At 74.3% G+C, this 19134-nt stretch carries 16 protein-coding genes; 10 read left to right on the plus strand and 6 right to left on the minus strand.

Annotated features, from left to right (window positions below):
• Positions 1-837 (minus strand): pyruvate, water dikinase regulatory protein, encoded by an 837-nt coding sequence (locus ACFFHC_RS06515; RefSeq protein ID WP_070703353.1) that lies wholly within the window; start codon positions 835-837, stop codon positions 1-3.
• Positions 838-869: 32 nt separating this feature from the next.
• Between ACFFHC_RS06515 and miaA the strand changes: the two genes are divergently transcribed.
• The 3 genes from miaA to ACFFHC_RS06530 all read left to right on the plus strand — a co-directional run bounded on the left by miaA (position 870) and on the right by ACFFHC_RS06530 (position 4100).
• Positions 870-1865 (plus strand): tRNA (adenosine(37)-N6)-dimethylallyltransferase MiaA, encoded by a 996-nt coding sequence (gene miaA, locus ACFFHC_RS06520; RefSeq protein WP_379803928.1) that lies wholly within the window; start codon positions 870-872, stop codon positions 1863-1865.
• A 253-nt stretch (positions 1866-2118) separates the two neighbouring features.
• Positions 2119-2826 carry a hypothetical protein gene (locus tag ACFFHC_RS06525; protein ID WP_379803931.1) on the plus strand — a complete coding sequence of 236 codons (708 nt, stop codon included), beginning with the start codon at positions 2119-2121 and terminating at the stop codon, positions 2824-2826.
• 104 nt (positions 2827-2930) lie between these two features.
• Positions 2931-4100 (plus strand): GNAT family N-acetyltransferase, encoded by a 1170-nt coding sequence (locus ACFFHC_RS06530; RefSeq protein WP_379803934.1) that lies wholly within the window; start codon positions 2931-2933, stop codon positions 4098-4100.
• Between the two features lie 62 nt (positions 4101-4162).
• Here ACFFHC_RS06530 and ACFFHC_RS06535 read toward each other — a convergent pair whose 3' ends face one another.
• Positions 4163-4846, minus strand: coding sequence for a class I SAM-dependent methyltransferase (locus ACFFHC_RS06535; RefSeq protein ID WP_379803937.1), 684 nt, complete (start codon positions 4844-4846; stop codon positions 4163-4165).
• A 109-nt stretch (positions 4847-4955) separates the two neighbouring features.
• On the opposite strand from ACFFHC_RS06535, the gene ACFFHC_RS06540 reads away from it, so the two are divergent.
• From ACFFHC_RS06540 to hflX, 3 genes are all read left to right on the plus strand, one after another.
• Complete coding sequence (locus ACFFHC_RS06540) at positions 4956-6596, plus strand: alkaline phosphatase D family protein (RefSeq protein WP_379803940.1); 1641 nt, start codon at positions 4956-4958, stop codon at positions 6594-6596.
• 88 nt (positions 6597-6684) lie between these two features.
• The gene (locus ACFFHC_RS06545; RefSeq protein WP_379803943.1) at positions 6685-7593 is read left to right on the plus strand and encodes a M15 family metallopeptidase; all 909 of its coding nucleotides are present in this window, start codon (positions 6685-6687) and stop codon (positions 7591-7593) included.
• A 101-nt stretch (positions 7594-7694) separates the two neighbouring features.
• Positions 7695-9170 carry a GTPase HflX gene (gene hflX / locus ACFFHC_RS06550; RefSeq protein WP_379803946.1) on the plus strand — a complete coding sequence of 492 codons (1476 nt, stop codon included), beginning with the start codon at positions 7695-7697 and terminating at the stop codon, positions 9168-9170.
• An 18-nt stretch (positions 9171-9188) separates the two neighbouring features.
• Here hflX and ACFFHC_RS06555 read toward each other — a convergent pair whose 3' ends face one another.
• The 4 genes from ACFFHC_RS06555 to ACFFHC_RS06570 are packed head-to-tail and all read right to left on the minus strand — an operon-like array spanning position 9189 to position 13718.
• Positions 9189-10019, minus strand: a complete 831-nt coding sequence (locus tag ACFFHC_RS06555) for an ECF transporter S component (protein WP_379803949.1) — start codon at positions 10017-10019, stop codon at positions 9189-9191.
• Positions 10016-11701, minus strand: a complete 1686-nt coding sequence (locus ACFFHC_RS06560) for an ABC transporter ATP-binding protein (RefSeq protein WP_379803952.1) — start codon at positions 11699-11701, stop codon at positions 10016-10018. The genes ACFFHC_RS06555 and ACFFHC_RS06560 overlap by 4 nt, the downstream gene beginning before the upstream one ends.
• Positions 11698-13023 carry a CbiQ family ECF transporter T component gene (locus tag ACFFHC_RS06565; RefSeq protein ID WP_446685144.1) on the minus strand — a complete coding sequence of 442 codons (1326 nt, stop codon included), beginning with the start codon at positions 13021-13023 and terminating at the stop codon, positions 11698-11700. The genes ACFFHC_RS06560 and ACFFHC_RS06565 overlap by 4 nt, the downstream gene beginning before the upstream one ends.
• Positions 12954-13718 carry a hypothetical protein gene (locus tag ACFFHC_RS06570; RefSeq protein ID WP_101849666.1) on the minus strand — a complete coding sequence of 255 codons (765 nt, stop codon included), beginning with the start codon at positions 13716-13718 and terminating at the stop codon, positions 12954-12956. Before ACFFHC_RS06570 ends, ACFFHC_RS06565 begins: the two co-directional genes overlap by 70 nt.
• A gap of 304 nt (positions 13719-14022) precedes the next feature.
• Here ACFFHC_RS06570 and ACFFHC_RS06575 point away from each other — a divergent pair, with 304 nt between their 5' ends.
• The 4 genes from ACFFHC_RS06575 (at position 14023) to ACFFHC_RS06590 (ending at position 19077) form a co-directional block, all read left to right on the plus strand.
• Entirely contained in the window at positions 14023-16278 is a 2256-nt protein-coding gene (locus tag ACFFHC_RS06575) for an ATP-dependent DNA helicase (protein ID WP_101849667.1), read from the plus strand.
• The gene (gene holA, locus ACFFHC_RS06580) at positions 16271-17224 is read left to right on the plus strand and encodes a DNA polymerase III subunit delta (protein ID WP_070703213.1); all 954 of its coding nucleotides are present in this window, start codon (positions 16271-16273) and stop codon (positions 17222-17224) included. Before ACFFHC_RS06575 ends, holA begins: the two co-directional genes overlap by 8 nt.
• A gap of 325 nt (positions 17225-17549) precedes the next feature.
• A complete protein-coding gene (rpsT, locus tag ACFFHC_RS06585; protein ID WP_070703212.1) occupies positions 17550-17810 on the plus strand; it encodes a 30S ribosomal protein S20 in 261 nt (86 codons plus the stop codon).
• 253 nt (positions 17811-18063) lie between these two features.
• Positions 18064-19077: a putative endonuclease domain-containing protein gene (locus ACFFHC_RS06590; protein WP_379803962.1), complete on the plus strand. Its 1014-nt coding sequence runs from the start codon at positions 18064-18066 to the stop codon at positions 19075-19077.
• The last annotated feature ends 57 nt before the right edge of the window (positions 19078-19134 follow it).

The raw sequence follows: 19134 nt of genomic DNA on the forward strand, positions 1-19134 counted from the left end.
CTACATCCCGGAAAGGGTAGCGCGGCGGTCCTCCACCAACTCGATGACACGGCCCGCGGACTCCTCGAGAGCGAGCTGGGTGGTGTCGATGGTGGGGCAGCCGACCTTGCGGAAGACCTCCTCGGCGTGGTCGAGCTCGTCGTAGATCTTGGCCAGGTCGGCGTACCCGTCCTTGCCCTGCCGGCCACCGAGGGTCTCCACGCGGCGGGTGCGGATGTCCTGCAGGCGCGTGGGGTCGATGGTGAGGCCCACGACCTTCCAGCGCGGCACCGAGAAGAGGCGCTGCGGGGGCTCGATGCCACGCACCAGCGGGATGTTCGCGGTCTTGTAGCCCAGGTAGCCCAGGTACATCGACAGCGGCGTCTTGCCCGAGCGGGAGACACCGATGAGCACCACGTCGGCCTGGTCGAGGCGCTGGTCGGGATTGCCGTCGTCGTTGGCGACCGCGTACTCCATCGCCGCGATGCGGGTGAAGTAGTCCGCCCCGATGCCCACCGGGCGCACCTTGTGCTCGGCCTGCCGGTGGGCCACGCGCTCCACGGCCCCCAGGGCGGGGCCCAGCAGGTCCACGTGCTCCAGACGCAGCTGCTGGGCCAGCTCGTGCACCAGGTCGTGCAGGGAGGAGTCGACGATGGTGGAGTACACGACCACCGGCGCCCCGTCCTCGGCGATGCGCGCCATGACCGAGCGCAGCGTGGACTCGGTGGTGATGCGGGGGTGGCGCACGATGTGGGTGTCGATGTCCGGGAACTGCGCGGCCGTCGCACGGGCCACGCGGGCCGCGGTGTCGCCGGTGGAGTCCGCCACGACGTGGAACTCGATGGCCTGGGTGCTCATGGCCCCAGCGTAGGTGCGGGAGGATGGGCCCGATGTCGCACAGCACCCCGCCGCCCGCCCCCGGTTCGAGGCCCACCGGCCAGACGTTCGCCGACCACCCCCTGGCCGGGCCGGTGCCGGTGGTGGCCGTGGTGGGGCAGACCGCCACCGGCAAGTCCGACCTCGGGCTGGCGCTCGCCGAACGGCTGGGCGGGGAGGTGGTCAACAGCGACGCCTCGCAGCTCTACCGGGGCATGGACATCGGCACCGCGAAGCTGTCGGTGGCCGAGCGGCGCGGGGTGCCGCACCACCAGCTGGACGTGCTCGACGTGACCCAGGAGGCCACGGTGGCCCGGTTCCAGTCCGCCGGGCGGCAGGACATGGCCGGCATCCGGCAGCGCGGGCACGTGCCGGTGGTGGTGGGCGGCACCGGTCTGTACGTGCGGGCGCTGCTGGACCGGCTGGAGATCCCGCCCACCGACCCGGCCGTGCGCGCCGCGCTGGAGGAGCGCCTGGAGGCCGAGGGGGTGGAGGTGCTGTACGCCGAGCTGCAACGCCTGGACGCCCCGGCCGCCGCCGGCATCGAGCCGCGCAACGGGCGCCGGGTGGTGCGGGCGCTGGAGGTCATCGAGCTCACCGGGCAGCCGTTCAGCTCCACCATGCCCACGCGCGAGTTCCTCGTGCCCACGGTGATCATCGGGCTGCGGGCCGACGACGCGGTGCTGCACCCCCGCATCGACGCGCGGGTGGAGCGGATGTGGGCCGCCGGGCTGCTCGAGGAGGTGCGGGCGCTCGACGCGGCGGGCCTGCGGACCGGGCCGGGGCGCACGGCACGGCGCGCCATCGGCTACTCCCAGGCCCTCGCCCAGCTCGACGGGGAGATGACGCAGCACGAGGCGATCGCGGACACCCAGCAGGGCACGCGGCGCCTGGCCCGCCGGCAGCGCGCCTGGTACCGGCCGGACCCGCGCATCCACTGGCTGGAGCACGACGCGCCGGACCTGGTGGAGCAGGCCCTGGCAGCGGTGCAGGCCGCCAGCAGGGGGTGAGGTGACCGGAACGTTCCCTCGATGAGAACAAAATGTTCAGCACGAGGAAGGCGGGCTGTCGTGCTATGTTGAAGGGGAACTCAGTTCCCCCGAGCACTTACGTCAAGGAGCAATCGTGACTATGCCCCCCCGCCCTTCCCGCGCATCTGTACCCAGCCGCCGCGCCATCGTGCGAGGAGCCGCTTGGACCGCTCCTGCCGTGGCCGTGGCCTCGGCGGCCCCGGCCTTGGCAGCATCCTGCGTCACCCAGACCGTGTGTCAGACCCAGATCATCGACTGGGACGCGCGCAGCAACTACACACGGGCCAGCAAGACCTCGGGCACGTACACGCTGCCCATCACCGGGGACGCGACGTCCGGTGCCTCGAACCTCACGCTGTCGATCACCGAGCAACTTTTTGGGTACATGTACACCGGCACCGAGTGGAGTTCCAGCGGGCTGGGGAACTTCAACGAGAACCTGCGGATCACCGACGGGCAGAGCGACCCGGGGGACGTGAACTCCCAGGGCGCCGGGCTGCAGCTGCACCAGGCTGTCGACATCACCGACGACCGGGTCAACGACAGCCGCGGCTCGCGGACCGACCGTACGCAGACCACCTTCCGGTTCTCCGAGCCGGTGTGCTCGCTGTCCTTCACCATCCGCGACATCGACGCCGTGCGCGACGACTACTACGATGAGGTCGAGCTCTACTCGCCCACCCCCTACACGTACCAGAACGGGGCATTGGTGACCGGCGCCGGTCGGCATGGCAGCCCGTGGCACATCACGGACTACTACGACTACAGCCCCACCCGGCCGGAGACCTCCGTGGGCATCACCTTCTCGCAGCCGGTGCAGGAGTTCACGGTGGTCTACTGGAACTCCGAGGTGGATGCCAACGGTAGGAACTTCGACGGTGACCAGCGCATCTTCCTCAGCGACATGACGGTCGGCATCGAGAAGCAGGTCTGCGTCTGAGATCAACCCCAGCAGGGGCCACCGGGATCCCGGTGGCCCCTGTGTCGTGCGGCGGGGCGGTAATTCGCTGGCGGCCCGCATGCTCTGGGTGCTGGGGTGGGGGCATGAAACAGACCTTCGTCCTGGCCGTCCTGGACGCCACGCCCTCCGAGGCGCCGCCGTCCCACCTGACCGACCAGCTGATCGCGCAGGACGCGGCCGTGGGCATCGAGCTGCTGGGCCACGACGACTTCACGGGCAACGACGCCGCGGGAGTGCTGCGCGCCCTGCAGCCCGGCCCCTCGCGCCGCCGCTGGATGGTGGTGGCCCTCGACCGCCTGCCCCGGGAGGCGCAGCCGGCGGATGAGGCCAGCGTCGGCCTGCCGCTCGTGCCCGGCCGCGGCGAGGTGGAGCCGGGTGTCCGCGTGCTCGGCTCGGCCCACGTGGGCATCGCGCTGCAGGAGAACACCGACCGCCTGGACCTCGACCTCGCGGTGCTGCCGGGGGAGCGGCGCCGCGGCATCGGGTCTTCTCTCCACGAGGCGGCCGAGGAGATCGCCCGCGCGCACGGGCGCACCGTCATCGACACGTACACCGCGCACCGGCGGGCGGCGGAGGAGGGCAGCCCGGACGCGCTGGCCGCCCCCACCGGCTTCGGCACCCTCGACCGTACCGAGGCGCCCACGGTGTTCGCGCTGGCGCAGGGGTACCGCCTCGTCCAGACCGAGACGCACTCCGAGTTGCACCCCGCCGATGGGATGGCCGTCGTGGACGCCCTGGAGGCCGACGCCCGAGCGCACGCCGCCGACTACGAGGTCCTCACCTGGAGCGGGCCCACCCCCCAGGAGCAGCTCGACGGGATGTGCCGCTTGTACGAGCGCATGAGCACCGACGTCCCGCAGGGCGACGCCGGGCGGGAGCAGGAGGTCTGGACTCCCGAGCGGATCCGCGAGAACGAGGCCCGGTGGCAGGACATCGGTCGGCACACGGTCTTCGCGATGGCCCGGCACGTGCCCACGGGTGAGGCGGTGGCCTACACCTACCTGCAGAGCTCCCCGCACCGACCCGCGGCCGCCTATCAGGAGGACACGCTGGTGGCGCGCGAGCACCGTGGCCACCGGTTGGGGATGCTGGTGAAGACGGCCGCCCTGCGGCGGTTCACGGCCGAGCGTCCCCGGGTGCAGCGGGTGCACACCTGGAACGCCGGGGAGAACGCCCACATGCTGGCCATCAACACCGCGTTGGGCTTCCGTCCGGTGAGCCTGGAGGGCGTGTGGGAGAAGCGGATGGGGTGAGCGTCGCCCGCCGCGCGTCGCCCGGTTGCGGGGGCGAGCACATTCCGCGGTCCCCGCCCGGTTCAGGCCGGGCGGGCCTCGAGCACCCAGAAGCCCTTGTGGCGAGCCACCCGGTCACAGGTGAAGGAATCCACCTGAAGAGTTCTATCTGAAGCTTCTGGGCTGAAGCTCCCCGGCAGCTCACCGATCCACCGCTGCAGCGAGGGTGCGCCGAGGTTCTTGCCCACCACCAGCCAGGCCGCGCCGTCGGCCCGCAGCCGCGGCAGCCAGTGGGCCAGGATCTCGTGCAGCGCCTCCTTGCCCACGCGGATCGGCGGGTTCGACCAGATGCCGTCGAAGCGCACCGCATCGGGCACCTCCTCCGGGGCCACCACGTGCACCCCCGGGGCTCCGGGGCGCTCGGCCAGCACCCCCAGTCGGGCGGCGTTCGCTCGGGCCAGGTCGGCGGCGCGCTCGTTCACCTCCACCGCCCACACGGTGGCCTGCGGTGCCTGGAGGGCCAGGGAGAGCGCAATCGGCCCCCAGCCGCACCCGATGTCGAGCAGCTGGACCCCGGACCCGCGCGCCGCGAACGCCTCGGGCACCGGCACGGCGTCGAGCAGGAATGCCGTGGCGTGGTCGAGGTGCTCGGTGGAGAAGACCCCGGGCGCGGTGACCACGGTGCGGGTCCGGCCCGCCAACACCACGCTGATCTCCCGTCGCTCGTCCTCGGAGGCGGGGGAGGCGCTGAAGTAGTGGTCGGCCATGGGTGGACTGTAGCGACGCCGGATCGGTCGTCGCCTCGTCATCGGCTGGTCACCTCCCCGTCACCGCGCCGACGCCGTGCGGTCACGTGGGGGAGGCAGGGTCACGCCCATGACCCCTCCCCAGACGTCTGCGTCCCCCGTCTTCCGACCCGTCGGCCGCCGTGCCGTCCTCGCCGGCGGTGCCGGCCTCGCCCTGTCGGCTCCCTCTGCCAGCGGCCTGGTGACCGCTCGCCCGGAGATCACCTCCGGCCTCCAGTTCGGCGACGTCGGCATCGACCGGGGCGTCATCTGGTCGCGTTCCTCGGTGCCCGGCCGGATGCTGGTGGCCCTCACCGACGAGACCGGGAGCACGCGCCGTCTGGAGGGTCCGTGGACCGACCCCCGTCGCGACAACACCGCCAAGCTCGAGCTGCACGGCCTGCGCCCGGGGACCCACCACGAGGTCACCGTCTCCTTCGTCGACGACGAGGGGAAGGAGGGTGAGCGCGTCACCGGCTCCTTCACCACCGGTGACACGACCTCGGGCGCCACCTCGTTCGTCTGGACCGGTGACACCGCCGGGCAGGGCTGGGGCATCAACCCCGACCTGGGCGGCATGCGCACGTACGCCGCGATGGCGGCCACCCGCCCGGACTTCTTCCTGCACTCCGGGGACACGATCTACGCCGACGGCCCGATGGAGGAGACCGTCATCGAGCCCGACGGGAACACCTGGCGCAACCTCCTCATCGAGGAGGTCACCGAGGTGGCCCAGGACCTGCGCCAGTACCGCGGCCGCCACCGCTACAACCTCATGGACACCAACGTGCGCGAGCTGTACGCCCACGTGCCGGTGATCGCCCAGTGGGACGACCACGAGACCACCAACAACTGGTACCCCGGCGAGGTGCTGGACGACCCGAAGTACGACCGCGAGCGCCGGGTGGACGTGCTGGCCGGGTTCGCCCGCCGTGCGTTCTTCGAGTACCAGCCGCTCGCCGACGGCCACGGCCGCCGCCCGTGGACCCCCGAGGGCGGGGGCCGCATCCACCGCACCATCCACCGCGGTCGTCACCTGGACGTGTTCAGCCTGGACATGCGCACGTGGAAGGGCGACAACACCGCCAACACCGAGGCCCGTGCCACCCCGATCCTCGGGCAGCAGCAGGTGGCCTGGCTCATCCGCGAGCTGCGCCGCTCGACGGCCACGTGGAAGGTGATCGCCAACGACCTGCCGCTGGGCCTCGTGGTGCCCGACGGCGACACCGCCCAGGAGGGCGTGGGCAACGCCGACGCGGGGCGCCCGCTGGGTCGCGAGCAGGAGATCGCCCAGGTGCTGCAGGCCATCGCGCGCCACGACATCAAGAACGTGGTGTGGCTGACCGCCGACGTGCACTACTGCGCCGCGCACCACTACGACCCGGCGCGGGCGTCCTTCACCGACTTCGCGCCGTTCTGGGAGTTCGTGGCCGGCCCGGTGAACGCCGGCACCTTCGGGCCCAACGACCTGGACGGCACCTTCGGCCCGCGGGTGGACTTCCAGAAGCACGCCGGGGAGCCCAACGAGTCGCCGCGTGTGGGCAATCAGTTCTTCGGGCACGTCGCCATCGACGAGGCGGGGCAGTTCACCGTCTCGCTGCGCGACGCCCAGGGAGCGGTGCTCTACACGCGCACCCTGCAGCCCGAGGGCGGGCCCATCGTCGACACCGGTGTGGACGCCGGGTCGACCTTCGGCCGGGCGCAGGACCTGCTCGGCGGCCTCGCCGGCTGAGCCCGGTCGCCCGTCACGTCGTGCCGGCCATTCCGCGGCCCCGCCGTAGGGTGGCCGGCATGGCTGTGCAGCCCGTAGGGTGGCCGGCATGACTGTGCAGAGGGGGATGCGACGGGGTGCCTGGGGGACGGGCGTGCTGGTGGCGGGGCTGGTGCTCGCCGGGTGCGGAGGGGGCACCGGGTCCGGTGCCGGGTCGCCGTCCGGGAGCGAGACGGTGGTCGACAGTCCGGCGGGGACCTCCGAGCCGTCCGTGACGCCGTCCGCCCCGGGCTCCGGGACGCCCTCGCCCCCCTCCGGTGCCCCGTCGTCCAGCCCGGCGAGCGACGACGCCAGTGCCCCCGTCACGCCGGCCCAGGACGCCGCGCCCAACCCGACGCCCGGTGAGGGCGGTGCGGTGTTCACCGGCCCCTACCTGCACCCGGACAGCATCACGCCGCGCGAGGTCACCGAGGTGGGGCCCCACACGATCGTCAATCGGGCCAACGCGCTGCCCGAGGACTGGGAGCCCGCCGAGCTCGTGGCCGTGGAGGGGGCGGCGAAGGAGGGCACGCCGATGCGGCTCGCGCCCGAGGCGGCCGCCGCGTGGGGCGAGCTGCGGGCGGCTGCCGCGGCCGACGGCATCAACCTGCGGATCAACGCCGCCTACCGGTCCTACTCCGAGCAGGAGGCGGTCTGGGAGCACTACGAGGCGCAGGACCCCGACCACGTGATGGTCTACACCGCCGCCCCGGGGCGCAGCGAGCACCAGATGGGGCTGGCCATCGACATCGCGGACATGCCGAAGTACCCGAAGCCGGTGGGGGACAACGCCCGGGGACGGTGGCTGCTGGAGCACGCGGCCGAGCACGGCTGGGTGCTGCGCTACCCGAAGGGTCGGGAGAAGGAGACCGGGTACCGCTACGAGGCGTGGCACTGGCGCTGGGTGGGCAAGGACCTGGCACAGCAGCTGAAGCGCGACCACGCGACGATGGAGCAGTGGGCCGGGCTCGTGCGATGACGCGCGGCAGGATCGGCGGCGCGCGCTGACGTGGGCAGAAATCGGTGGCCGACGGCGTTGTCCTCCTGAGAGGCTGGAGCCACGCACCACCAAAGGAGACCATGACCCACCCCCGACAGACCCCCGCCATCGAGCGTGCGGCCGCGCTGGCCGACGAGACCGAGGGCGGCTGGGTGCACGACGTCGACCGCGACGGCGACCAGTTCGACCGCGAGGAGCGCCGCGCGCTGCGCCGTGTGGACTCCCTGAGCACCGAGCTCGAGGACGTCAGCGAGGTCGAGTACCGCCGGGTGCGCCTGGAGCGCGTCGTGCTGGCCCACGTGCAGACCGACGGCACCACCGCCGATGCCGAGAACTCCCTGGCCGAGTTGGCCGCCCTGGCCGAGACGGCCGGGTCCACCGTGCTCACCGGCGTCATCCAGCGCCGGCAGAAGCCCGACCCCGCCACGTGGATGGGCTCGGGCAAGGCCGCCGAGCTGGCCGACATCGTGGCCGCCGAGGGCGCCGACACCGTCATCGCCGACGACGAGCTGGCCCCCAGCCAGCGCCGCGCCTTGGAGGACGTGGTGAAGGTCAAGGTCATCGACCGCACGGCGCTGATCCTCGACATCTTCGCCCAGCACGCCAAGAGCAGGGAGGGCCGCGCCCAGGTGGAGCTCGCCCAGCTGCAGTACCTGCTGCCCCGCCTGCGTGGTTGGGGTGAGTCGATGTCACGCCAGGCCGGTGGACGCGTGGCCGGCGGTGAGGGCATCGGCTCGCGCGGCCCCGGTGAGACCAAGATCGAGCTGGACCGCCGCCGCATCAACAGCCAGATGGCCAAGCTGCGCAAGCAGATCGCGCAGATGAAGACGGTGCGCGACACCAAGCGCTCCAGTCGCCGCGACCACCACGTGCCCTCGGTGGTCATCGCCGGGTACACCAACGCCGGCAAGTCGTCGCTGCTCAACCGGTTGACGCGCGCCGGGGTGCTGGTGGAGAACCAGCTGTTCGCCACCCTGGACCCCACCGTGCGCCGCACCCAGACCGCGGACGGCCGCGTGTTCACCCTCGCGGACACGGTCGGGTTCGTGCGCTCGCTGCCGCACCAGCTGGTGGAGGCCTTCCGCTCCACGCTGGAGGAGGTGGCCGACGCCGACCTCGTGCTGCACGTGGTGGACGGCTCCCACCCGGACCCCGAGAGCCAGATCTCCGCGGTGCGCGAGGTGCTGGCCGAGGTGATGGACGAGCACGGCGCCGAGTCCGTGAACGAGGTCATCGTGGTCAACAAGGCCGATGCCGCCGACCCCGACGTGCTGACCCGCCTGCTGCGCGCTGAGAAGCGGTCCATCGCCGTGTCCGCGCGGACCGGACAGGGCATCGAGGAACTGCGCGCGCTGGTGGAGGCCGAGCTGCCGCACCCCTCCATCGAGGTGGACCTGGTGGTGCCCTACGACCGGGGTGACCTGGTGGCCCGCGTGCACGCCGAGGGCGAGGTGCTGGCCGAGCGCCATCTGGAGGAGGGCACGCACCTGCGCGCCCGCATCAACGAGGACCTCGCCGGGGCGCTCACCCCGGTGGTGCGTCAGCAGGCGGGCTGAGGGGGCGACCCGCCGGGCTCAGGTGAAGCGAGCCCGGCGGGCGGCGCGGCGCAGGACCGCCAGCACGGCCGGGCCGGCCACGAGCACCAGGAGCGCGTTGGCGAGCGCCCGGCCGGCGTTCCATCCCATCGCGGTGGCGAGGTTGTACAGCCAGAAGCGGTGCAGGTTCTCGCCCACCGAGGCGCCGGGGGAGTAGGACAGGGCCGTCTCGTTGCCCAGGGTGAAGGGCCAGAAGGACAGGTCCATGAGCGCGCCGTAGGCGAACGAGGACACCACCGCGTACCCGGCCAGGAGCGCCACCTCCGCCCGGCCACGGAGGCCCGGCAGCAGGCCGGCGCCCAGGCCCACGAAGCCCGCCGCCAGCATCTGGAAGGGCAGCCACGGCCCCACCCCCGCGGTGAGCAGCGCCGAGGAGAACAGCGTGGTGGTGCCCAGCACGAAGCCGAACCCCGGCCCGAACACGCGGCCACCGAGCACCACGAGGAACAGCACGCCCTCCAGCCCGGCCACACCCGCCCCGAGGGGGCGCAGCACCGCGCCCAGCGCCGAGAGCACACCGAGCACGACCAGGGCCTTGACGTCCATGCCCTGGCCGGTGAGCTGGCTGAGCGCCACCGCGATGACCACCGGCAGCAGCAGCGCGAACACCAGCGGTGCCTGCGTGGTGCCGGCCAGGGTGGACTCCGGGCGCACCAGCAGCGGCCAGGTGAAGGCGAGCAGACCCATCACCGCCACCGCGGCCAGGAGCACGGAGCTGCGCAGGTCGAGGCGCACCGCGCGGGCGGGGGCGCGGCCGCGGAGCGTGGCGGCGGGCGGCGTCCCGCGCGGGGTCAGGTCGTGCGAGGTCACGGCGCCCCCACCGGCGGGTGCACGGCATCGGCCGTGAGCACGCGGTGCGGCGCGAACACCTTGGACACCTGCGGGGCGAAGGTGGGCGAGCTCGTGGCCACGCGGGCGGTGGGGCCGTCGGCCACGAGGTCTCCGTCGGCCACCAGCACCATGCGGTCGGTGGCCGCCGCGGCGAACTCGACGTCGTGCGTGGCCACCACCACGGCCGCGGCGTCGTCGGCCAGCCGGCGCAGCATCGTGGCCAGGTGGTCCTTGGTGGCGTGGTCCAGCCCGCGGGTGGGTTCGTCGAGCAGCACCACGCCGGGCGCGGCGGTGAGCTGGATGGCCAGCACCAGGGCCAGACGCTGTCCCTCGGAGAGGTCGCGCGGGTGGGCGTCGGCCGGCAGCCTCACCCCGAGCCGCTCGAGCACGGCCCAGGCGGTGCCGGGGGCGGCACCGGACTCGGCATCGGCCTGGGCGAGCTCGTCGGCCACGGTCTCCAGCCAGAGCAGTGCGCCGGCGTCCTGTGGCACGAGCGTCACCTGCCGCCGGGCCGCGGCGGGCGTCAGCGATGCCGGGTCGTCACCGGCCGCCGTGGTCACGCTGCCCGCCGTGCGTCGCCCCGTGCCCTGCAGGGCCCACAGCAGCGACGACTTGCCCGAGCCGTTGCGCCCCATGAGCGCCACCACCTCGCCGGCGGCCAGGTCCAGGTCCACGTCGGCCACGGCCAGCAGCCGGCCGTGCTCCACGCGCACCCCGCGGACGGCGAGGGCGGGGCGGCTCGATGTGGCGTGCGGGCCGTTTGCACCCCGCTGGCCCGATGCGGCGCGTCGCCCCAGCGGGCGGGCGTCGGGCTCCGGCTCGGGCGCCCCGGCATCGAGGAAGGCGCCCGGCCCACCGGCGGCGGCCACGCGGCGTCGCGCCTCGCGGACCGAGAGCGGCACGTCGGGCCACCCGGCCGCGCGGGCCAAGCGCGCCAGGGGCGTGGCGAGGTCGGCCCCGGCGAGCACCGTGCGCGGGTCCCCGGAGCGCACGCTGCCGTCGCCGGACAGCCAGACCAGCTGGTCGGCGGCGTGCAGCACCCGCTCCAGCCGGTGCTCGGCCAGCACCACGGTGAGCCCCACCTCGTGCACCAGCGTGGTGACCGCCGAGAGCACGTCCTGGGCGGAGGTCGGGTCGAGCGCGCTGGTCGGCTCGTCCAGCACGAGCACGCGCGGCTGGGCGGCCAGCACGGCGGCGATGGCCACGCGCTGCTGCTGCCCGCCGGAGAGCTCGGCCAGCCCGCGGCGGCGCAGGTCGGCGATGCCCATGACGTCGAGCGTCTCCTCCACGCGCTTGCGCATGGCCTCGGGGTGGATGCCGAGCTGCTCCATGCCGTAGGCCACCTCGTCCTCCACCGTGTCGGTGACGAAGCCGGCCAGCGGGTCCTGCCCCACCCAGCCGACGGTGTCGGCCAGGTCGCGCGGGGCGTGGGTGCGGGTGGAGCGGCCGTGGACGAGCACCTCGCCGGCCAGGGTGCCGCCGGAGAAGTGGGGCACCAGCCCGTTGAGCAGGCCGAGCAGTGTGGACTTGCCGGCGCCGGTGCGCCCGGCCACCACGGCGAGGTCGCCCTCGCGGACGGTGAGGTCCACCCCGCGCAGCACGGGGCGGGGCGCGTCGGCGTGGGTGAGGGTGACGCCGCGCAGCTCCAGAGCGGGGGTCATGCGGGCTCCTCGATGCGGTGGGGTCGGGTCGGGTGGGGCCGGGCGGCGTGGGTGCGGGTGGGCCCGGGTGCCGCGACCACGGGCACGGCTGCCAGGGCGGGCACGACGAGCATCAGCGGGTGCAGCTGCGGCGTGGCCAGGGGTTCCACCGGCGGGTTGAGCCACGCGGGGCGCAGCGGGGAGGGCGCGGGCAGCTCGCCGCCGAGCCAGAGCACCGCCAGCAGCGCGGCCAGCCCGGCGAGCGCCACCAGCGTCTCGGGGGTGCGCCAGGGGTCGGGGCGGTAGCGGGTGGTGGCGGCCCCGCGGCCGGAGAGCCACAGCCCCGCGGCCGCGGCGGCCACGCCGGCGGCCAGCACGACCGGGCCGGTCCACACCGGCAGCCCGGTGCCGTGCAGGGCGCCCGCCCCGCCGAGCACCACGAAGGTGCCGTAGGTCAGGGCCACCACGGAGCCCAGCAGCAGCGTCCCCACGAGGCGCCGCGGCGTGCCGGGGCGGGTGCGCCCGAAGCCGCGGGCCTCCATGCCGGCGGCCAGCGCCATCGACTGCTCCACCGCGTCCTCGAGCACCGGCACCAGCAGCGTGCGCACCATCCGCAGGCCACGTGTGCGTCCGCCGCGCAGGCGCCGGGCGCGGTGGGCCCGCACCCCGGAGACCACGAGCTGCGGGGCCACGGTGAGGGCGATGACCACGGCCACCGACACCTCGTGGAGTGCCGAGGGCACCGAGCGCAGCGCCCGCCGCGGGTTGGCCAGGGCGTTGGCGGCGCCCACGCACAGCAGCATCGCGCCCAGGCGCAGCGCGTCGTAGACCGTGGCCAGGAGGAACTCCGCCCGCACCGGACCGCCCACGCGGATGCCGGCCGCCCAGTCGGGCAGGGGCAGCTCGGGCAGCGTGAACAGCACCGTGCCGGGCCGGTCGGAGCCCAGCAGCACCTGGAGCACCACGCGCACCAGGACCACCATCGCGGCCAGCAGGAGGTACACGCGCAGGCTGCGGGCCCACAGGTCGTCGGTGCGCTTGAGCAGCGCCACGGACACCACGGCGGCGGCCACCAGCAGCACCAGCAAGGGGTTGGTCGTCATCGACACCGCCGCGGCCACGAGCAGCGCCCACGCCCACCACGCCCACGGGTGCAGCCGCCGGCCGGTGGTCCGGGTGCCCTCCCGGGCGACACGTGGGGCAGGGACGACGGCGCCCGTCGGGACCGCCGCAGGGTGCGGCGGTCCCGACGGGCGGGCCCGGTAGGTGGCCGTCACCGGCGGCCGAAGCGCATCCAGGCTCCGACGGCGAGGGCGGCCGCGGCGAGCAGGCCGAGGGTCCACAGCAGACCGGACGAACCGCCCTCCGGGGCCACCTGCGAGGACTCCGAGGAGGCGGACTCGGAGGCCGAGGCGCTCGGGGACGGTGCGTCCTCGGAGGCCGACGGGGCGGGGGACTCCGCCGGGCCCTCGGAGGCGCCGGCGGAGGGCGAGGGCGACGATGGGGCGCCGTCCTTCGCCGCGGCAGGGGCCGTGGCGCCGGGCAGGTCCGCCTCGCCGGCGCCCCAGCTCCAGCCCTCCACCTGGCCCGGCTCCGGGTCGGTCTGGTTGGCGGCCTTGGTGGCGAAGGACCACGTGCCGCCCGGCTGCTTGGCCTGGAAGTACGCCCAGAAGTTGGTGCCGTCGAAGTCGCCGCAGGTCCACCCCTTCTCCTCGCGGGGGAAGGGCTCACCGGCCACGGCCAGCTGGCAGATCATGCCGTTCTTGTCGTGCGTGACCTTCACGCCGGCGGCCTCGAGGGCGGCCTCGCCGGACTCCGGGTCGCCCACGGCGCAGCGGGTGACGGTCTCCTCGGGGGTACGCACCACCACGGTGACGCCCTCCTCGGGCGAGCAGGCGCCGTCGTGGCCGGTGCGGGAGGCGGCCACGCGGGCAGCCGGCACGGCATCGGCGGTCAGGGCGGTGGCGGTGGCGCCAGTGGCGGGAGCGGTCAGCGCGATGCCGGTGGCGGCGACGAGCAGGAGGGGGGAGCGGCGCATCTCGGGCGGTCTTTCGGTCCTGGCCTCGGGGTCCAGAGGCCGGGCGGGCTCGCGGCGGCGGCTGGCTCCCCGCAGACCACGGCGGGCGTGTGAGCCGAGGTCCACCGGGCGTTCCGACTGCGGCGCTGCGGCCTCACGGTTGCGGGTCAGTGCCGGACTCGCACCGGCTTTCCCCACTGGATCTCGCGCGGCGAGGCTACCACCGGGGCGCCCGCACACAGGGTGCTCGCGCGAGCCGCCGACCGTCCCCAGCCGGGGGCCACGCGCCGGCCGGTCGGTGGGGGTGACGCTCTAGGGTTCTCCCATGCCGTCGCCCTCCTCGCCCCCCGCCAGCGACCCTGCTGCCGTGGCGGGCCTGCTGGCCGATGCCGTTGCCGCCGTGGGAGGTTCCCCGCGCGAGGGGCAGGAGCAGATGGCCCGCGCCGTGGCCGAGGCGGTGCAGCGCACAGAGCACCTGCTGGTGCAGGCCGGTACCGGCACGGGCAAGTCGCTGGCCTACCTGGTGCCCGCAGTGGCGCACGCCGTGGCCACCGGGCGGCCCGTGGTGGTGGCCACCGCCACCCTGGCGCTGCAGGCCCAGATCGTGGACCGCGACCTGCCCCGCGTGGCCGAGGCCCTCCGCTCCGCGATGGGGCGGCCCATCACCTACGCGCTGGTCAAGGGCCGCAACAACTACCTGTGCCAGCACAAGCTGCTCGGCGGCTTCCCCGACGACGACGCCGACGCCCTGGTCTCGATGGGGCAGGTGGACGCCGAGCGCTCCGCCCTGGGGGAGGAGGTCGTCCGCCTGCGGGACTGGGCCGAGGTGACCGAGTCCGGCGACCGCGACGAGCTCGTGCCGGGCGTCTCGAACCGCGCCTGGCGGCAGGTCTCGGTGAGCGCCCGCGAGTGCTTCGGCGCCTCGCGCTGCCCGGCGGCGGCCGAGTGCTTCGTGGAGCTCTCCCGTGAGGCCGCCAAGGACGTGGACGTCATCGTCACCAACCACGCCTTCCTGGCCATCGACGCCATCGAGGGGCGCGCGATGCTGCCCGAGCACGACCTGCTCGTGGTCGACGAGGCGCACGAGCTGGTGGACCGCGTCACCGGCGTGGCCACCGACGAGCTGACCCCCGGCTCCGTGGCCATCGCGGCCAAGCGCGCCGCCAAGCACGCGGACGTCGACCGTCTCGAGGAGGCCGAGGAGGCGCTCGCCCAGGCGCTCGCCCCGCTGCCGGAGGGCACGCTGCGCGGCATGCCGGACGCCCTCGCCGACGCCCTCGTGGTGCTGCGCGACGCCGCCCGGGGGGTGTCCACCGACCTCAAGCCGGAGAAGGGCGAGAAGGCCGACGGGCCCCAGCAGACCGCCCGGGCCGCCGTGGACGAGGTGGGCGACGTGGCCCAGCGCCTGCTCGAGGAGCGCGAGCTCGACGTGGTGTGGGTGGCTCCCGACCACCGCACCAACCAGCCCCGCAACGTGCTGCGCGTGGCCCCCATGAGCGTGGCGATGCTGCTGCGCGAGAAGGTCTTCACCGAGCGCACCGTGGTCATGACCAGCGCCACCCTCGAGCTGGGCGGGTCCTTCGACGCGGTGGCCGGCAGCCTCGGCCTGGTGGGCTCGGGCGCCCCAGCCTGGCGCGGCCTCGACGTGGGCAGCCCCTTCGACTACCCCCGGCAGGCCATGGCCTACGTGGCCGCCCACCTGCCCGCCCCCGGGCGCGACGGCGCCGCCCCGGAGCAGCTCGACGAGATGGAGGCCCTCGTCCGGGCCGCCGGCGGGCGCACCCTGGGGCTCTTCTCCTCGATGCGGGCCGCCCGCGCCGCCGCCGAGGAGATGCGTACCCGGCTCGGGGACGACGTGCCCGTGCTCTGCCAGGGCGAGGACCAGCTGCCCACGCTGGTGCGGCAGTTCGCCGGTGACGCGCGGACCTGCCTGTTCGGCACCCTCTCGCTGTGGCAGGGCGTGGACGTGCCCGGCTCGGCCTGCCAGCTGGTGCTCATCGACCGCATCCCCTTCCCGCGGCCCGACGACCCGCTGAGCGCGGCCCGCTCGCAGGCCATCGCGCGCAACGGCGGCAACGGGTTCATGGCCGTCTCGGCCACGCACGCGGCACTGCGGCTCGCGCAGGGCACCGGCCGCCTGGTGCGCCGCGCGGACGACCGGGGCGTGGTGGCCTTCCTCGACCCGCGGATCATGACCGCCCGCTACGCCGGCTTCCTGCAGCGGAGCCTGCCGCCCTTCTGGCCCACCACGGACCGCGCGCTGGTGCTCGGAGCCCTGCAGCGGCTGGACGCCACCGCCCCCGAGCCGCTGCCGGTGGCGCAGGTGGTCGCCCGCTCGATGGTGGGCACCGGCCGGGCCGGTGCACCGCCGGTCTCGCGCTCGGCCCGCACCGCCGTCACCGGGGGCGAGGCGTGGACCGACGCCGACGACGCCGCCCTGCGCGAGGCCCTGGAGGACGCGTGCGACGAGACGGGGCAGGCCCGCATCGAGGACGTGGCGCGCGCCGTGGACCGGGCGCCGGACGTGGTGGCCGCCCGGCTGGAGCAGCTGGACCTGACCCTGGGGAGCCGTGATGCCTGACCTTCCGCCGCTGGTGCTCGTCAAGGGCCCCGAGGAGCTGCTCGTCGACCGCGCCGTGGACCAGGTGGTGGCCAGCGCGCGGGCGCTCGACCCCGAGGTGGAGGTGGTGCGCGTGCAGGGCGACGCGTACACCCCCGGCGAGGTGGCGATGGCGCTCAGCCCCAGCCTCTTCGGCGGTGGCAGCGTGGTGGTGGTGCGCCACTTCGAGCTGGCCTCCGAGCAGCTGGCGCAGGAGGTCATGGCTGGCGTGACCGACCCCGGGGAGGGCAACGTGCTCGTGGTCTCGCACCGGTCGGGGACCAAGCACAAGCGGGTGCTGGACGCGATGGCCAAGGCCCACGCGCACACCCTCGAGGCGCCGGCGCTCAAGCGGGACGGCGACAAGGCCACGTTCGTGCAGAAGGAGTTCCGGGCGGCGCGGCGCCGCATCGACGCCGACGCGGTGCAGGTGCTCGTGGCCGCGGCGGGGTCCGACGCCCGCACCCTGGCCGCGGCGTGCTCGCAACTCATCGAGGACACCGAGGGCACGGTCACCACCGAGGAGGTGAACCTCTACCACGGCGGCAAGGTGGAGACCACGGGCTTCAAGGTGGCCGAGGCGGCCTTCGCGGGGAACCGGGCCGAGGCGCTGCGGCTGGTGCGCCACGCGATGCTGGGCGGGCTCGACCCGGTGCCGATCGTGGCGGTGATGGCCGGGCAGGCGCGGCAGATCGGGCTGGTGGCCTCGGCCGGCAACCGGAGCTCGGGGCAGGTGGCCAAGGAGCTGGGCATGGCGCCGTTCATGGTGGACAAGGCCCGGCGCATGATGCGGGGCTGGGACGGGCACCGCCTCGGGCTGGTGGTGCAGGCCCTGGCGCGCTGCGACCACGAGGTGAAGGGCGCTGCGCGCGACCCGCACTCGGCGGTGGAGCGACTGGTGGACGAGGTCTGCCGCCTGCACGGCTGAGCGGCCGGGCGGGGTGTCCGGGCGGCGACGTCGGCCGGGCCGGGCGCGGGGTGCGTCCTCGCGGTGTGTCGCCGGGTGCGGGATGCGGCGCGCTGGCGCGTCATGCGGTAGCCTGTCCCGCACTGCCGACGCGCCAGAGGGTCGTGCGCACGGCACAGATTTGCGAGTACCGCTCAACCACGGGCATCCCCACGTCCGGTCCCGAGCGACTGCTCTCGCCCTCGAGCGATCACCTCGTGACGCCACACCATCGGGTCGAGCCCGACGTGGACCGCGGGTGGCCGCGCAGACACAAACATCAACGACCTCATCGGGAGAGACCCACGTGGCGAACATCAAGTCGCAGAAGAAGCGCGTTCTGACGAACGCCAAGCGCACCGAGCGCAACCGCGCGTACAAGTCGGAGCTGCGCACCTGGATCCGCAAGTTCCGTGCCGCCGCCGAGTCCGGCGACGCCGCCGCCGCGCAGGACGCCCTGCGTATGGCCAGCAAGAAGCTGGACAAGGCCGTGAGCAAGGGCGTGATCCACAAGAACCAGGCCGCCAACAAGAAGTCGGCCATGGCCAAGCGCGCCGCCGCTCTCTGAGAGCCGGCACCCACGCCTGACGGGGCGGTCACCTTCGGGTGGCCGCCCCGTTCGCGCGTCCGGGGGCGGGTGGGCGCGTGGGCGGGCGGTCGGGTCAGGTGCGTGTGCTTGGTCCTTCTCGATCCGCGGGAAGGACCAAGCACACGGGACGGCTTGCCGGTGGCACCGTCCCCAAAGGGGGCCTGGGTGGGGCGCAGGACCTCTGCGGGTCCACAGGTGGCGGGGCGGCACAAGCCGTGGATGCAGCGATCCGATGTGGACTGGGTTCGTGGGCGGGCTCTGGGGGCGTGTGGAGGTGCCCGGTCTGGAGAACCTGGGCGTGGTCAGTCGCCCACAGCTGCTCGAGGCCGGGTGCTCCAGTGCATCCGTGGGCCGGGCTGCCCGTGACTGGGCGGTCCTGCTGCCCGGGGTGTACTGGTGCACGCCCTCCGCCGAGGTGCTGGACCTCTGCCGTGGTGGGCGCCGTCCCGGCCACGCCATCACCTGGCCGGAGGTTCCGTGGGAGGTCCGGGCGCGGGCCGCACTCCTCCGCTGGCCCGCGGCCCGGCTGGCGGGGACGAGCGCCGGGCACGCCGATGGCTGGGGCCCGGAGCCGGCGGGTGTCTCGCTCCTCGCCCCAGCGGGCCGGGCCGTCCACGCGGCGCACGGCGTGGACGTGCGCCGGGAGCGCCCCGGTGTCCGGGCCCCGTCGCGCCCGGCGGACCTGCGCCGCACCCGCCCCGAGGACACCTTGGTGGACGTCGTGGACAGGATGCCACCTGAGGCACGCAGCGAGGTGTTCACCTGGTTGGCGCGGGCGCTGGGCCACCGGGTGACGCGACCCGACCTGCTGCAGGACACGCTCCGGCGGCGCCGCCAGGTGCGCCACCGCCGTGAGCTCACGGAGGCGCTGGAGGACCTCGCGCGAGGCACCGCGTCCCACCTCGAGCACCGGTACATGGCGGACGTGCACCGCCGGCACGGCCTGCCCCCGGCCCATCAGCAGGCGCCGGTCGCCTCCGGGGTCCCCGGGAGGGGTGCCTTCGCGGACGTGGCCTACCGCGGCCCCGGGGTGCTGGTGGAGCTCGACGGTCGGCTGGGCCACGTGGGGGAGGGCGTTCTCCGGGACCGGCGACGCGACAACGCCAACACCCTGGCCGGCTGGGCCACGCTCAGGTTCGGGTGGCACGACGTGGTGGGTGACCCGTGCGCGGTGGCGAGGGACGTGGCGCAGGCCCTCGCGGCGCGGGGATGGCGGTCGACCTGGCGTCCGTGTGCTCGATGTTGACCGGATGCCGGGAAGGAACGAGCACACGGCCAGGCCAGGGAGCAGGTCTGCTCCACC

It is taken from the genome of Kytococcus schroeteri (genome assembly GCF_042433515.1).
In the GTDB taxonomy this organism is placed as follows: Bacteria; Actinomycetota; Actinomycetes; order Actinomycetales; family Dermatophilaceae; genus Kytococcus; species Kytococcus schroeteri.

Excerpts from the sequence above, each read along its gene's own strand:
- ACFFHC_RS06515 (WP_070703353.1), bottom strand. The coding sequence starts at position 837 with ATGAGCACCCAGGCCATCGAGTTCCACGTCGTGGCGGACTCCACCGGC.
- miaA (WP_379803928.1), top strand. The coding sequence starts at position 870 with ATGTCGCACAGCACCCCGCCGCCCGCCCCCGGTTCGAGGCCCACCGGC.
- ACFFHC_RS06530 (WP_379803934.1), top strand. The coding sequence starts at position 2,931 with ATGAAACAGACCTTCGTCCTGGCCGTCCTGGACGCCACGCCCTCCGAG.
- ACFFHC_RS06535 (WP_379803937.1), bottom strand. The coding sequence starts at position 4,846 with ATGGCCGACCACTACTTCAGCGCCTCCCCCGCCTCCGAGGACGAGCGA.
- ACFFHC_RS06540 (WP_379803940.1), top strand. The coding sequence starts at position 4,956 with ATGACCCCTCCCCAGACGTCTGCGTCCCCCGTCTTCCGACCCGTCGGC.
- ACFFHC_RS06545 (WP_379803943.1), top strand. The coding sequence starts at position 6,685 with ATGACTGTGCAGAGGGGGATGCGACGGGGTGCCTGGGGGACGGGCGTG.
- hflX (WP_379803946.1), top strand. The coding sequence starts at position 7,695 with ATGACCCACCCCCGACAGACCCCCGCCATCGAGCGTGCGGCCGCGCTG.
- ACFFHC_RS06560 (WP_379803952.1), bottom strand. The coding sequence starts at position 11,701 with ATGACCCCCGCTCTGGAGCTGCGCGGCGTCACCCTCACCCACGCCGAC.
- ACFFHC_RS06570 (WP_101849666.1), bottom strand. The coding sequence starts at position 13,718 with ATGCGCCGCTCCCCCCTCCTGCTCGTCGCCGCCACCGGCATCGCGCTG.
- ACFFHC_RS06575 (WP_101849667.1), top strand. The coding sequence starts at position 14,023 with ATGCCGTCGCCCTCCTCGCCCCCCGCCAGCGACCCTGCTGCCGTGGCG.
- holA (WP_070703213.1), top strand. The coding sequence starts at position 16,271 with ATGCCTGACCTTCCGCCGCTGGTGCTCGTCAAGGGCCCCGAGGAGCTG.
- ACFFHC_RS06590 (WP_379803962.1), top strand. The coding sequence starts at position 18,064 with ATGTGGACTGGGTTCGTGGGCGGGCTCTGGGGGCGTGTGGAGGTGCCC.